This window comes from Vibrio sp. B181a (assembly GCF_030248375.1).
Classification (GTDB): domain Bacteria; phylum Pseudomonadota; class Gammaproteobacteria; order Enterobacterales; family Vibrionaceae; genus Vibrio; species Vibrio campbellii.
Window position 1 is genome coordinate 38,837 of record NZ_JAHGAD010000006.1, and the last position, 14,291, is coordinate 53,127.

The following is a 14,291-nucleotide window of genomic DNA, read 5'->3' on the forward strand; positions in this document are numbered from 1 at the left end:
TGAACGAAATGGACAATGAATTCCCCATTTTAGAATGCGATATCGAGCTGATGAGACGGCTCAATGTGCCAAGCCAAACCACATTAAAACAAGCTTCATCTGAGTTTGCCGCTTATTGGCAACGGGTGAGAAAAGAGGCAGACATGCGTGATAAAACCCCCGTCACCGCATCACACGCAGCGCCGAGTAAAAGAAATGACACCAAACCGTGAATGAATTTCACGCTTGGAGTGTTGGTGCCACCTCTTTCATAACACCCTACCTTCTCTTAATTAACATCTCAATCAAAAAGAGCTCCCCCATGCAATACGTTTTACTTCCCACCTCCAACGACCAAACCTTTCTTGCCGATTGCAAGGAAATCATCGCTATCAAGGAAGGCGTGACAGACCAACCCAAGTTTGATGAATCACACCTCACCTATCGCCTCATGTATGGCGCCTATAAGCCTCAGACCCACGCGAACTACACCGCAGAAGAAGTCAAAGCGGACATCAGCGAAGCCATTGACCAATGGCTTATTCACATTGATGGCAAGAACGTCATCGATTTGGGTATCAAGGCAATTGTGGTTTCAGACAGCGTCATCAAACGCCAATGCAGCACATTAGCCCCTCCAATAGAAACTCAAGATGTGGCCTTTGCCGCTCTGGTCAAGGCACCTGCGTGCTTTGATATTGACAACAGACATTACCAAACCCGCACCGCTTATTTACGTTGGGATGGCATCGATGCCATCACCACACTGATGAATCGAAAAGGGTTGTTTGCCTTCACCAGTGAAGACAAACGCTTCACACCAGAAGAGCCATTAACGAAGAAGAATTGGCGCTACTACGTTGACCATCTGCGGATGCTCAAAGAAGCCCGCCGTGCACAATAGAGATAGAAGAGAGATTAAACAATGCACAGACACAATATTCAAAGGCATACTGAAACTGTCAACCGGTTACTCAATCAATCAGAAATCTTACTCCCAGTAGGGCATCAATTTCGTTGGGCGAACGAGCAAGACTCTCTAGAGGAGCTGTGGTTAATTTGTAGTAGTTTTATCACTGACATCAACGCAGCTCTCATTAACACCGATCCGATTAAACGCTTTACAAGACTAGAATCTCAGATGAATTACGGGGGGATTTTGGTTGATGGACAACCGACACTGTCAATATCAATCCGCCTCAACCATCATGCAATAACAGATGAATGGCTTATCCGATTAAGAGACATACTGGGTGCGATTTACGTCCAAGTTTGTCCCTTTTGCTCACACCATGATGCCCTCTTGTTTCACCCAGAAGGCAACGCTTTAAGTTCATTTTCTCTCACATTAATAGCGAACCAAATTAAAATGCTGTTGCAACTTCCTGAGTTAACGCCATGGTTCAAAACCTATGCTTATCGTTACAGCAGCATGATTGCCGAGCATGGGGCTTGGGTAGCCTCCATAAGCCTTCTCATCTCGCTTGAAAAGTTAAGATGTAATGCAGCCCACAATCGCCATGATATAGCCGCCCCTCTGACAAACGACCTATTGATAACACACATAGACAGCATACAAGAGCTCTTGAAGTGTTTAGATATGCTGACTTCTCCCTTTCTCGTCATAGATGGTCAAATAACGACAAACTTCGAATCTCAATTAAATCAAGACTATTCAGTTCAAAGTTGAGGAAAACACGCCCAGATTTTGATTCCATTTTTTCAATAGGTGGGCCGTAAATAAAGGTGAAAGCTCGATTGTCACTCTTATTCTCAATTGCCTTATTTAGCCGTTTTTCAAGCAGACGTTTTACAGGGTAGTTATCAATTAACCACTTAGGTATAAAAAGAGAAGGGTGTATTTCTTGCCCTTGATGTACGAAAGGCTTACAAAAGGTCAGCAGATAGCTTTGTGATTTTTCAATCCATTGTACTCGGGCCGTTCCCCAATAAATGACCGGACGATCAGTGACAAGTTGTTCTTGGTAATAAACTCCCTTGAATAACGACTCATATGTCCACTTTTCACCTTCGATAGAAACAAAGTTATCAGCCACCGTTCCTTGAGTTCGGTATGCAATGAATTTTGAAACTAAAGGACGAATCGAATATCGACGCTGCGTTGTTGAACGCTTCCTTTTATTTATAGACCGAATTGACGAGTTCGGATGTTGGTTTTGTTGCCGAGGAGAAAAGAAACTGTTAGGTCGTTTGAAGCAAAGCTCATCGGTTTTATCTATATCTTTACTCTGTTTCTCATAAGGTAAAGGCGTTGACGATTTAGAGCGGTTTTCCTCACATCCATCCTTATGCCGAGGCCGCCCTCTATAGTGCGGATGAACTATCCAATCTTGTTCTTCCGCATCAAGATTAATGCAAGTCATGTCCGCACCACAAAATGGACAAATGAACTGTTGCTTATCTCGGATAGCACCACCCCAAAAAAGCTCGTAAGCCGTCTCTGGGTCTAAAAAATCTCCGTACTCAATACTCCAACCTTCTTCGACAGATGCCATCACTTAATCCTATTCCACCCAATTTCAGGCTATTTATTGCAGAAAATATAAACAAAGCCAAGAAAACATAGCAAAAAAGGAGAGTCACAATGACTAACGATAAACCAAACTATGCAACCCTCATTGAGCAGTTAGCCAAGGAAGCTCATCGAGGCTGTGGACTCAGCTTTGAGCTCTATAGCAGACGCTTTCAATCCTCTGTAAATGCACTTCTAGAACGTCTACCTGACGACGAAAAAGAAACCGTGATAGCGCTTGCAGAGGGGCATGGCTACGAGCGTGACCAACCCAATGTTGTACAAAATTCCACGCCAGAATGGGATGAAGACACTCGCTATTGTTCTCACGGCATTGAGCTCGGTTGCTGCCCAGCGGGGTGTGGCGAATGAGTGACGTAACCAATAAAGGAAACAGCACGATGAACTCAACCATTCAGTTGACCGACGAAGAAGAGAAAGAACTTCAAGCATTCGAAGAACAGCAATATCAAATGACTCTCATCAGCGCTCTAGGACCATCGGGATTTACTGAAACCAACGATGAACTTCATGCCTTTGCAGGCAAAGTGGTAGCAGAAGCAAAAGAAACGCTCCAGAAGAAACCAATACAGTGTCGCTTATGGGGCTATCGCCATGATGGATATGAAATGTTGTCTTGTGACTTGTTCAGTGACGACAAGTCACAATGTATGCCTATCACCATCACGGCCTGTCACGAACAAAATTTAGAAGATCTAAACGAGCCTGAGGTGTACGACATGGTGGAAGCATGGCACTTAGCCAGCCTCATCATTCACGGTTTGGACGCTCATATCAAAACTGGACGTCACTGTAATGAAGTGAATGAACAGCTTCTAGCTCGCCCACGGAAAGGAAACGAAACCAACGGTAAGATCAACTTGTGGAAGGATGAACAAACAAAATAAAGGAGACGATGAAACCTGCCCTGAGTTGCGAGAAAGAAACAAGCCACACCGTCACTAGTAACAGTAGTATCAATGCGTTGATATTTCCAGCGCTCGATATCGCGGTGGAAATCATCGCGCCCTGCGAGAGTTAAAACACGATCAACGAAATGCACAGCGCGATAACTTCCGCACTCAGATTAGCACCTCACGAAACTTTTTCCATCCACCGTCTCACTTATCCAACTATCCATCATGAGGAAGACTGGAAACCTCCAGGGTTTATTTCCAGCCGATTGTGGAGAGATGGGTAAGTGCGTGAGCGGCCAAACTCAAACATAACCCCAAACAGGACCATAAAAGGTGAATAGTTATGAGTATTCAGTATTTTCAAACCACCATGCTAAAGCTATTTCAAAAGCTAAAAATCATCGCCCCAGATTTGATCTCAAGTTCACACCTTGATTATCAGATACCTCTAGAAAAACACCTCGATGAGTACAGAGAGTTGCTGTTTGAGATAGAGCACCAAACACACTTCTTCACACAGATAGCGCCGCACTGGTCAAAAAGTCATGCCTCACTGCACGATGATTTTCTTGAGCATCTTCTCGAAAACAAAAGGTCAGCCCCCCGAACCATGCAGCAATATCGCTCTCGTCCAAAACCACCTTTCTTACAAGCGAAGGAAAGCGACAAAATGGAGCAGTGGATCAGATGAAAAATAACCGAACACTCAATTTATCAACCATCACTGGCGCCCTCATTCAGCATGTCGTCAACCTTACATTTGATCAAAGCATCACTACTGGTGAGGTAAACCTTGAAAGAGCAACGCTAATTGAACAGCTAGGGCTTGCTTTACAAATGGATGAAGACGTCAGTGAGTATACCTTCAGCGCGCTCAACACTAACGGATTTTGCGCCCCAAAATACTCTCACGCGTTCATTGCCGCTTTGGCACTTCGTCTTTTAAAAGATGAGGGTAAAAAATCCTTTGAAGATCACTGGTTGCAAACGGAACAATCCTTTGAGGATTGTTATCGTCCAGAGCCACCGTTGAACGAATGCCTTTATAAACTTCATCATCATTATGATATTGGTGATCAGAGTCGATACTTTACGTTTCCAAAACAATGGGTCAACGCCACTGACTTGGCCGTGTATCTACAGTTCAAAGCGGAAGCTTTATTCGATGATGCCATCTGTTTAGATCACCAAACGATCATGAATTTCCTCACTCAATTTGGCGCAAAAGAATACAAAGGAAAACGTCCACCATGCAGCAAAATTGACATGTATAGCGACCGAGAGTTGCGTTGTGGCACTTGGCATGAACTCTATTACCCACCATTTGACAAGGAATATGGAAAGCAAGCCGAATCCTTTTTAAAGCAAGATAAAGCGACGATGGAGCAAGCTATTAAATTGCGTGAAACCGCCCCAAACCCTCAACCTCTTAATCCATAAAAAGAGTATCGACTATGCAAGACATCATCAAAAAACTCAGCACCCCAAGGCAAGCGAAAACGGTGCTCAAACACGCCAGTGTTGAGCAGCTTGAACGCGTCTTAACTGTCATTACTGAGTTCAAACAAGAGAAAGAACTGGAAGCTCAAATACAAGCCGAGCGAGAGCAGCAAGAGCGCCAAGAGCTCGAAGCGATGCGCGAGCAAATCATTAATAAGGGACTCGACTTTGACAAGTTGTGTGATCTAATGAAGCCGAAAAAGAAACCTCGTAAGGCAAGCAAAAGCAGCACCAACACGCCATCAAACACCTACGTTTATGATGACAACAAAACGTGGGATGGCGTGGGTGAGGTGCCAACTGAATTGCAAAGTTTACTCGATGAAGGCTTCGAACTTTCGGACTTTATCGCGCAATCCTAACTTCGTTTTTTCACCTTAACACCGTCTCTTCCCCTCTCTCAATGCGCGCTTCACGCGCACCACTCATTGCGCCATTTCAATCCCCTAGGATTGTTAAATAGCGGTAATGACGAACACGCAACATGACCATCCTTGAGGATGGGACGTGTTGTCCTTTCGTGAACGTATCGTGTCAATTTCCCTTTCAAATTTCAATCCCAAAGGATTGTTAAAGAGAAAGGAAAATTCGATGCACGAGGAGTGAGCGCTTAAAAAAGTCCGCCAGCAAAAACGCGAAATGCGTCGCCGCCAAAGTGTGGATTCCGGCGTTCCACGCCCCACTTTGGCAAGACAAATTGAGCGAAACAGCGCGGGCTTTTTTTCAATCTCAGCAAACGAAAAGCTCTGCTTTGAGTGCGCCTAGATTGCTAGCCCTAATTTCATTCAATCGCCCGAGCGCCCCCTCTGCGGGGCTTGATTGATAATGAAAATTAGGGTCGTAGCGTTCAGCGGAGAACCTGAGACAAGGGAGTCCCCGACCGCCGTTTCAGGCGGGGGAGCCGAAACAAAACGCTCAGCGTCCAGCGATTAAAGCGAGACCTCCCCAGAGGTCGATTTTGTTTTGGGGGCTTGCCCCCGAAAACCGTTGAGTAGGCGAGACCAAGCTCGTCTGGTTAGTTGAATAACGCGAATTTGAGCACAGGAGCTCGCCGACTGCCAAATGAGTGTTAATTCACCTTCCAGAGGGGCTTGGTCTCGCGTAGCGAGGCGGTTTTCGGCCTTTAATTAGAAGGATCAGCACAGGGGCGTCCAGCCCCGAGCATGAGCCTTCTAATTCATTGAAAAAGCGCAGCTTTTGAGATGATTATCCCCTTCGGGATAACCCCATGCCTTGGAGCGTTCAGCGTAAAGGCTTGGGCATCCATCGGCTACTCATATCGGCTACACCCTGTAGCCGATATGAGTAGCCGATAACTGTAGCCGATGATATTCAACTAAGGAGCATCAATATCATGTTTGATATGATCATCAATCCCATTTTAGATCTGTCTTTACTGGCACTCTCTCAACTGTATTTGCTGACGTTTTACTATGCCAGCGTACTCAGTTTTCTCTCCGGTTTGATCTCCCCAACGATCTACTTTGATAAACCGGAAAAAAACGAAAAAGGATCCCTATTGCGACGCCTGTTTATCTTCGTTGCGATCTTACTTTTTTTGCTTGGGACACTCGCCAACGTCACCATCCCAACACTGATTGCTGTGGTGCAAACCGCCAGCTACGTACCCGTTTCAGAATTGGTGTATCCGTTTATCTCGTACTTCTATATTCCGCTGTTCTTCGTTGGTGCGGGCACCCACATTGCCATTCGCCGAGTCGCGACACCACATCTGAACCAGCTTAAATCTAAGTTCACCAAACGCACGCAAATGGCGCGTGATGAACGCACCGACGTGCGCACGGTAAAGCACTTTTTACCGGAAACGCTGGCGTACGATCCCGAAGACTACATTGATCTCAATAAAGGCGTGTTTGTCGGATTGGATCGCGTACATAAACCGCAATACATCCCACTGGCTGACTTCCAAAAACAGCACGCGGACATCATCGGCACCACGGGTGCCGGTAAAGGGGTCGCCTCAGGATTGATCTTGTATCAACTTATCCTTGCTGATGAAGGCGTGTTTGTGATGGATCCTAAAAATGATGAATGGGCACCGCATTTGATGAAGTACGCCTGTGAAAAAGCGGGCAAACCTTTCTACCTGATTGACCTGAATAAAAAAGTGCCTCAACTCGATCTCTTAGCGGATGCAACGCCGGAACAAATCGAAGAGATAATGGTGGCTGGATTCAGCCTTGCCGAGAAAGGCGACGTGGCTGATTTCTATCGTATCGACGACAGAAAAGCGGCCAGAGAAGCCCCAATGAAGGCAACGGAAGAAGAGCGTCAGTCATTCAAAGGACTGTTCAGTTCACTCTATGTTCAAGGTCTTGAAGACACCATCAAAGCGTTCTACGGCAAACTCGAAGAACTCTCGTTAGTCGAGTCCATTAATGCGGTTGGTGGCATGCGACTGCAAGATGTGTTCGACCATGGCGGCTGTTGTTACGTCATTGGCTCAATGCGTAATTCGAAGATATTGATCACGCAGAAGATGATCTTAATCCGTTTATTTCAGCTTGCTGAAATGCGCGACCGTGTGGCGGGTAAGCCGCGTCCCATTGCCATCTTCTTGGATGAATTGAAATACCACATTTCAAAACCAGCGATGGAAGGTTTAGGCGCCGCACGCGACAAAGGCGTGCACATGCTTCTTGCCCACCAATCGATTGCCGATTTAAAAGACTGTCCGGCCGATCTTAACGGTGATGCCGTGGTAGGTGCAGTGGTCGAGAACACCAAGTTCAAATTGGTGTATCGCTTACAAGATCCCGACACCGCCGAATGGGTGTCTAAAATGTCCGGCACCATCTTAGTGGATGACGAGACTCGCTATGTCGAATCCAGCAAAACGCTCAATGAAGTGGTCGATGATAAACGCAACATCAGAATGGCCGAAAGACAATATGTCGATACCAACATGTTGCTCAACCTGCCCAACTTTGTGAGCTATATCTTCACAATGAATGACGTTCCCAAACCATCCTTGATTGCGCCGATCAAAGTACAAAAACAAACCCTCGTCACGTTTGATGAAACACAAGTTCATACCGCCAGTGACGATGAAAAAGTCGAAGAACACAATGAAGCGCCAGCTTCTAAAAAGCGCCAAGATATCGGAGAAGAGAACAACATTGAAGTTGAAACAGCATCGCTCTCAGAAACAGAAACTCTCGACACTAATGAAGAATTTGATCTGGATGCGGTCACTCCTCTGCCCCCTAACAAGAACCCGACAGAGGCAATTCAATCACAAAAGGAAATAGAGGCAGCAGTTAAAACGTTAGAACAACAAATCGAAGGACTCAAAAAATGATAGTCAACACCAGACAATGGCACTCATGGTTTCGCTACATCAAACGAAAAATATTTCTCGGTTCACAACAAGAAGAAAAACGTGTCACGGTGCCTACAACCATTTTGGGTAACAGCCAAGAGTATGCATTAGAAGATATTGAACTGATGGGGATACCGGTTGTTGTCCACCCAATGGACGACAACTGGACACCAAAAAAGAAACCTCAACCTAAACAGGAGGCATTATCCAATGGAACTACGCACTAAACGACTGCTGTCTCTCTGGGATCATAAAACCTACACCAATCGAGCCCGTCCATTAGATAAACCTATTGACGGGCTTTTTGTTTATCAAAGTCTTTTTTCTGTGGAAGCCTTCGCATCACGACCCGCTCAAAACGTGACAACACAACTGGCGAAGGTCACTGCCGAAAGTTTGTTAGAAAAAATACGATCACTACGTGACGACATCAATCAACGCCACCGAAACTTCATTAATAACATCGGCGAACTCGACATCAACACACACTCCACTCAAGCGTTCCAAGAGGCAGAAACAGAACAACGGTTATACACACCTGGCAGTGTCATGCTCATGAAAGTATTTATGGCCGCAGACCGTTATTTCGACACGCTTTACAAGGCAAGATTGAACGGCGAGCTCACCGAAACAGAATACGATCGACGACGCAATAAAATGGCGAAACAGATCACTCGAAACCTCAACCAAGTGAATGTTACCTGTCTTTCTTTTCATAAAGTGCGCAAAGAAGCGGAGGCTTCAATATGAGCCAATTGATCACCTCAAAGGCTGACCGCTACCAAAGACATTATGAAAAAATGGCGACTGTGATCCAATTCCTTAAAGAAGAGTCATACACAAACTTCGAAATTTTAATGCTGCTACTGGAGTACAAGGACAAAAATCCCTTATATCGGTTGCTCAATAAACTGGTAGGCCTTGGCTATATCCACAAACATGAGTTTGAATTTCAAACCGGTAAAATTTCAATCTGGGGGATCACCGATTTAGGACTGATACAAAACATTCAGAACATCAACGAAGATTTTCGTGCGTTCGATCCTTACCGCGTAAAATTCGGTACGCTGGAGCACAAGCTCATGAATCAAAAAGCACAGATTTATTTGCAGCGGAATGGCTGGACGAACTGGCGTAACGCCGATCAATATTCCTTTCGAAAAGAATATGATGTCGAACATCGCCCAGATGCCACCATCACAGCACCTAACGGATTTACCATCGCCATTGAAACAGAGCGCACTCTAAAAACGGTCTCTCGTTATCGCTCAATCCTTAAAAGCCACGTTCTCGCGCAAAAGAAAAAATACTGGAGCGCGGTGTTTTATGTGGTGCTCAATAACGACATTCGCCAGCTATTAATCAAGCGCTTTGACCGCATTGAATACATTCCTTTTAGCGAATCGAAACACCCGTTTGAACATTACCGTTCAAAGCTCGTGCGTATCTTCACGCTCGACGAACTCAAAACCCTCACCCTTCAATAATTTCATCACTCACGCCTCCCTATCGATGCGTCGCATCGAGGGACACTGACATCTGGAGAAAACATCATGCGCGTATTTATTGCAGAAAAGCCGTCGTTGGCGGCGGCCATCTTTAAAGGTCTCGGCGGTGACGTCAACACCGAAAAAAAAGACGGATACTATCAACATGGTCAAGAGGTGGTGACGTGGTGCGTTGGTCACTTACTTGCCCTGTGCGACCCAGAAGATTACAACATTGAACATAAAAAATGGGCCTTGTCATACCTACCTTTGAGCACACACTACCCGCCAAGAATGAAGCCGCGCCAGGGCGCAGCGAAGCAGCTCAAAATCGTGCTGAACTGGATAGACAAAGCAGACAGCATTGTTCACGCTGGCGACCCCGACCCGGAAGGCTGTTTGTTGGTCGATGAGGTGCTGACTTACGCCAACAACACCAAGCCGGTGCAACGTGTCTTGATTGCCGATTTGAACGATAAGCCGGTGAAAGCAGCGCTGGCAAACTTACAGCCGAATGAACACTTCCAACCACTGACCCAAAAAGCGTTAGCTCGCGCTATCGCCGACCAAACCTTCGGTTATAACCTGACTCGCGCCTATACCCTTAAAGCGAGAGAGAAAGGTTTTGATGAAGTGCTCAATATTGGCCGAGTCATTACGGCGATGATAGGCATGATTAACGAGCGCACCCTCGCAAACCAAAATCACCAGAAGAGCTTTTACTACGAGTTATTTGGTCACTTTGATATAGGTGGCAACATAATCAAAGGCAAGCTCATTCCTGATGAAGCATTCGATCTCGATGACAAAGGTCGTATGATTTCGTCACTGGAAGTCGCGGCGACCAAAGAAGCGGACACCGGAGCAAATGCGCATATCTCCAGCATTGAACAAAAAACGGAACACCGCCAACCACCAATGCCATTCAACCTGTCAAAGCTGCAAATTGAAGCGTCAAAGCGATGGGGCTATAAACCGAAAGACGTGCTAGATACTTTGCAAGGGCTGTATGAGAAGCACAAACTGCTGACCTATCCGCGCAGTGATAACCAGTACCTTTCCGATGCGCATCTGGAGAACCGTTCCAGTATCTTTGCGGCCATAAAAGGGACACTGTCACACCTTGATACCGCCATTGAACACGCCGCGACGACCTCTAGTCACAAAGCCTTTAATGCCAGCAAAATAGAAGCGCACCACGCGATTGTACCTACCGAGAAAAGCGGCGCGGGTATCGAGCTTAACGACCGTGAGCGCAACCTGTATGAATTGGTGGCCAAACGCTTTATTGCGTTGTTCTATCCTGGCTCCGTACGCGACAAAGTGGCGCTCGATGTGGATTGCACCGGTCGCTGCTACCGTGCCACCCAAACCACACTCAGCAAACAAGGGTGGGAAGTGCTATTTAAAGGTGAACATCAAGACGAACCGAATCAAAACGCCCTAGATCTCACCTCGATGGTCAAAGGTACGCAAGGCTCGTGTACACAAGTGGATATGGAGCAGCGTGAAACCAAACCACCAAAATACTTTGATGACGCCAGCTTACTCAAAGCCATGACCCAAGCGGCCAAGTTCATTAAAGACCCCGAATTGCGCAAAACACTGGAGGCGAAAGACAAAGACACGGCCGGGGAAAACGGGTCCATCGGGACAGAAGCCACGCGAAGCGGCCATATTGAAAAGGTAGGTAAGCTGACACACCTTGTTCGCTTAGGCAAAGAGAAAGGCTACAAAAACCCGGTCTACAAAACGACGGAAGCGGGACAAGAGTTCTGCGCCCTCCTCCCTGATGAGATTGTACGGCCAGACATTTCCGCTATTTGGGAGGGCAGCTTAGATAAGATTTCGAAGCAGCAACTCAATATTGAATCGTTCTTAAGTGACGTAAACAAGTATATCCATCTCCAAGTCGAGCACGTCAAAACGCACGGTGTGCCTTTCGTGAAGCGCTGCGGCGTGACTTGCCCAACCTGCCAGCAAGGCTCTCTCATTAAACGCCCTGGTAAACATGGACCATTTCATGCTTGCAATCGCTACCCTGACTGTAAGACGACGTTCCCTGACGACAACGGTAAGCCAAACGTCAACCCCAAGCCACGCCAAAGCGTTGTGCCAAGCACAGAAGAGTTCTGCAAACAGTGTGGCAATCCGCTTGTGCGAAGACCAGCCAAGAAAGAAGGATCATTTTGGTGGGGATGCAGTGGCTTTCCGAAATGTAAGGTGCGCTATTTTGACCAAAACGGCAAACCTGACCGTGATCGAGGCGAACTCTAACACTGAACAAACATCACAGCGCGTGATGATGTTAACCTTCCTTCAAAGTGCTGATTTATCTTCGCGCCATGGAAGGTGCTAAGATAAATACACCACCTCCCCATCCAGTACGATAGAGCGTTATCCAAATGCGAGACAATCACGATCCTTGGGTGTGTTTAGAAGATGATGAAGATGACTATGTCCTCGAACGATTTGAGTTGCGAGTTCACGGTCGTAAACCACTCGTTCTCAATCGCCCCTCGTTTTCCAAACTCATGTTCGTCACCCAGCAGTATCTCCACACGTCACAGGAAACCACCAAGCGAATATTAAGAGCCACCATCTTAGACAGTGCTGAGCCCTTCACGGCGGATGAACACTGCCGATTGGTCTCTGCACTCGAAAGGCACTTAGCTGACGTCCATGAATGAAAAAACCCGATAACATAATGATGTTATCGGGCAATTTAGTTAAGCGGCTTTTAAACAGATATCTTGTTCAACTAACGCTTTTAGGTATTGATGTGCTTTACTGGCCTGTGCTGCGGCTTTAAAAATATAACGTTTATCATTTTTTAAAACTTCCAACCAACTCGCAATATAAGATTCATGTTGCACCTTTCCAATGAAACCAAAATCAGCCATTAGAAACGCGGCTCCTAGCTCTGCTATCAACTCTTCAAACGCATAATCTTTGCTACCAAACTTGCCTTTGTTATCTCTATCTAAACGAGTCGAATGACCTGTCCAGTGCGTTAACTCGTGCATAATGGTGGCGTACAGATCGTCCGTAGAATGAAATCGCTGACGCTCGGGGATCACAACTTCATCGGTCGATGGTCGATAGAACGCCTTTTGACCACTGTAGCTGATTTTCGCCCCCAAACTGTCAATAAAACACTCCACTTCATCGACTAATGTGACGTCGTCACGAACAACATTTTCCATGTTATTTTCGCTATCAATGCCATCAATTTGATCGAGGTTGAACACCACATAGGTTTTCAACATAGAGTAGGTGTCATTTTCATCCTTCAGGTCTTTGCTCTTTTTCTCTACTTGTTTGTAAAAGAAAATATGCGTCCCTTTCTCTCCTTTTCTAACTTGGCCACCAAGCGATTTCGCTTGCTTGAAGGTCAACCATTGTGAAGAAGAGAAACGGTTCATTTGAGCACTCATCCAAAGCAGCATGATGTTCATGCCTTGATACTCTTTACCAGTATCAGAATTACTCGGAATGCCTGATGATTGAGTCATATCCCAAGGACAAGACCAGGGCTTTATGCCCAGCTCTAACGCTTCAATGATTTGATTGGTGACGTCTTGGTAAAAGTCTCTGTTTGTTTTTTTTGTAGCCATGTCGCTACTCCTTGAATTAGTAAATTGATGAAAATTTGCTAATTCGGCTGGCTGCGGCCAGTCGAACTGGCGTTGCCTGCGGAGTAGTACCGCTGTAATGATTGGTTGTAGCCCTTTAACGATAAGTCGTTAAAGGGCTGTTTGTTGTCTATTCATATTGTTGTGTTTAGTTAGAGGCAAGCTTGTGTTCGTAGGCTTGCATTTCTAACTCGATATCGATGGCGAACTCTCGAACATCGGCACAAACGGACATCAGATAAGTTCGCTTGTTAACCGACGGTCCTTTTAAAGCAGGAAAACGTTCTTCTGCTTCACACGCTCTCTTATACATTTTGTCCAAGATTTCATAGGCTATCTGCTTATCTAATCTCACGTAATTTTTCATACGATCAAAGCTTAGAAATACAGAAGCAAGAGAATCTGCTTCAATTTGCACTTGAGAATCGACAATCGTTAACGCTAAGTGTTGGTTAGACATAGTAGTACCTCTTCAGAATAGGTTGAGTTGCTTATTCTTCTGGCGCTGCCAGTGAACTGGCAACGCGCGGGGTATCCGCTATTAGTAAGTATTAATGAGTACGTGAGCTCTAACATGAGCTCACGCTAGAATAGGATTGAACACCTTGCTTTATGCCCTCCCAAATATCACGCCATACAGGGAGTGACGAACCACATTTCAAACAGTTAAGGACCACACTGCCATCAGTACCAATCATTATATGATTGTGCGTGGTGGTAGGACACAAGCGGCGGCATAGCCGCCTGAGCGAGCTACGCTCGAAAGCAAAGAGACTTAACCTTCACAGTGTGCTGACAATTCTGCATTACCCTAGTGGTCATGCACTTGCGATCACTCAGACAACTTTTCTCTCGGAATGGCACCTGGGCCATCTACCTCAGTAAACACATCTCTGA

At 45.9% G+C, this 14,291-nt stretch carries 16 protein-coding genes; 13 read left to right on the plus strand and 3 right to left on the minus strand.

All coding sequences use genetic code 11. The features are described from left to right. The first annotated feature begins 8 nt into the window (after positions 1 to 8). The 3 genes from KIO97_RS01900 to KIO97_RS01910 all read left to right on the plus strand — a co-directional run bounded on the left by KIO97_RS01900 (position 9) and on the right by KIO97_RS01910 (position 1,669). Positions 9 to 212, plus strand: a complete 204-nt coding sequence (locus KIO97_RS01900; protein ID WP_285380728.1) for a hypothetical protein — start codon at positions 9 to 11, stop codon at positions 210 to 212. An 89-nt stretch (positions 213 to 301) separates the two neighbouring features. Next, the gene (locus KIO97_RS01905) at positions 302 to 883 is read left to right on the plus strand and encodes a hypothetical protein (protein ID WP_285380729.1); all 582 of its coding nucleotides are present in this window, start codon (positions 302 to 304) and stop codon (positions 881 to 883) included. Between the two features lie 21 nt (positions 884 to 904). Then, positions 905 to 1,669 (plus strand): hypothetical protein, encoded by a 765-nt coding sequence (locus KIO97_RS01910; RefSeq protein WP_285380731.1) that lies wholly within the window; start codon positions 905 to 907, stop codon positions 1,667 to 1,669. Here the strand turns inward: KIO97_RS01910 and KIO97_RS01915 are convergent. Next, entirely contained in the window at positions 1,602 to 2,495 is an 894-nt protein-coding gene (locus tag KIO97_RS01915; RefSeq protein WP_285380733.1) for a hypothetical protein, read from the minus strand. The genes KIO97_RS01910 and KIO97_RS01915 overlap by 68 nt on opposite strands. A gap of 89 nt (positions 2,496 to 2,584) precedes the next feature. Between KIO97_RS01915 and KIO97_RS01920 the strand changes: the two genes are divergently transcribed. The 10 genes from KIO97_RS01920 to KIO97_RS01965 all read left to right on the plus strand — a co-directional run bounded on the left by KIO97_RS01920 (position 2,585) and on the right by KIO97_RS01965 (position 12,036). Next, complete coding sequence (locus KIO97_RS01920) at positions 2,585 to 2,884, plus strand: hypothetical protein (protein WP_285380735.1); 300 nt, start codon at positions 2,585 to 2,587, stop codon at positions 2,882 to 2,884. Beyond that, complete coding sequence (locus KIO97_RS01925) at positions 2,881 to 3,420, plus strand: hypothetical protein (protein WP_285380737.1); 540 nt, start codon at positions 2,881 to 2,883, stop codon at positions 3,418 to 3,420. The genes KIO97_RS01920 and KIO97_RS01925 overlap by 4 nt, the downstream gene beginning before the upstream one ends. Positions 3,421 to 3,772: 352 nt before the next feature. Next, positions 3,773 to 4,120, plus strand: coding sequence for a hypothetical protein (locus tag KIO97_RS01930; protein ID WP_061010329.1), 348 nt, complete (start codon positions 3,773 to 3,775; stop codon positions 4,118 to 4,120). Continuing rightward, positions 4,117 to 4,869 carry a hypothetical protein gene (locus tag KIO97_RS01935; RefSeq protein WP_285380739.1) on the plus strand — a complete coding sequence of 251 codons (753 nt, stop codon included), beginning with the start codon at positions 4,117 to 4,119 and terminating at the stop codon, positions 4,867 to 4,869. Before KIO97_RS01930 ends, KIO97_RS01935 begins: the two co-directional genes overlap by 4 nt. A 14-nt stretch (positions 4,870 to 4,883) precedes the next feature. Then, positions 4,884 to 5,291 carry an H-NS family nucleoid-associated regulatory protein gene (locus KIO97_RS01940; protein ID WP_061010326.1) on the plus strand — a complete coding sequence of 136 codons (408 nt, stop codon included), beginning with the start codon at positions 4,884 to 4,886 and terminating at the stop codon, positions 5,289 to 5,291. A 992-nt stretch (positions 5,292 to 6,283) separates the two neighbouring features. Then, positions 6,284 to 8,251 carry a type IV secretory system conjugative DNA transfer family protein gene (locus KIO97_RS01945; RefSeq protein WP_285380741.1) on the plus strand — a complete coding sequence of 656 codons (1,968 nt, stop codon included), beginning with the start codon at positions 6,284 to 6,286 and terminating at the stop codon, positions 8,249 to 8,251. Then, positions 8,248 to 8,499 carry a hypothetical protein gene (locus KIO97_RS01950; RefSeq protein WP_061010322.1) on the plus strand — a complete coding sequence of 84 codons (252 nt, stop codon included), beginning with the start codon at positions 8,248 to 8,250 and terminating at the stop codon, positions 8,497 to 8,499. The genes KIO97_RS01945 and KIO97_RS01950 overlap by 4 nt, the downstream gene beginning before the upstream one ends. Next, on the plus strand, positions 8,483 to 9,022 hold the full coding sequence (locus KIO97_RS01955) for a hypothetical protein (protein WP_025789707.1): 540 nt from the start codon (positions 8,483 to 8,485) through the stop codon (positions 9,020 to 9,022). The genes KIO97_RS01950 and KIO97_RS01955 overlap by 17 nt, the downstream gene beginning before the upstream one ends. After that, positions 9,019 to 9,759: a MobC family replication-relaxation protein gene (mobC, locus tag KIO97_RS01960; RefSeq protein WP_285380743.1), complete on the plus strand. Its 741-nt coding sequence runs from the start codon at positions 9,019 to 9,021 to the stop codon at positions 9,757 to 9,759. Before KIO97_RS01955 ends, mobC begins: the two co-directional genes overlap by 4 nt. A 66-nt stretch (positions 9,760 to 9,825) precedes the next feature. Beyond that, positions 9,826 to 12,036 (plus strand): DNA topoisomerase, encoded by a 2,211-nt coding sequence (locus KIO97_RS01965; RefSeq protein ID WP_285380745.1) that lies wholly within the window; start codon positions 9,826 to 9,828, stop codon positions 12,034 to 12,036. A gap of 452 nt (positions 12,037 to 12,488) precedes the next feature. Here the strand turns inward: KIO97_RS01965 and KIO97_RS01975 are convergent, their stop codons facing one another. Both KIO97_RS01975 and KIO97_RS01980 read right to left on the minus strand, forming a co-directional pair. After that, entirely contained in the window at positions 12,489 to 13,376 is an 888-nt protein-coding gene (locus tag KIO97_RS01975) for an ArdC family protein (RefSeq protein WP_285380747.1), read from the minus strand. Positions 13,377 to 13,542: 166 nt separating this feature from the next. Next, positions 13,543 to 13,854: a hypothetical protein gene (locus KIO97_RS01980; RefSeq protein WP_285380749.1), complete on the minus strand. Its 312-nt coding sequence runs from the start codon at positions 13,852 to 13,854 to the stop codon at positions 13,543 to 13,545. Positions 13,855 to 14,291: the final 437 nt, after the last annotated feature.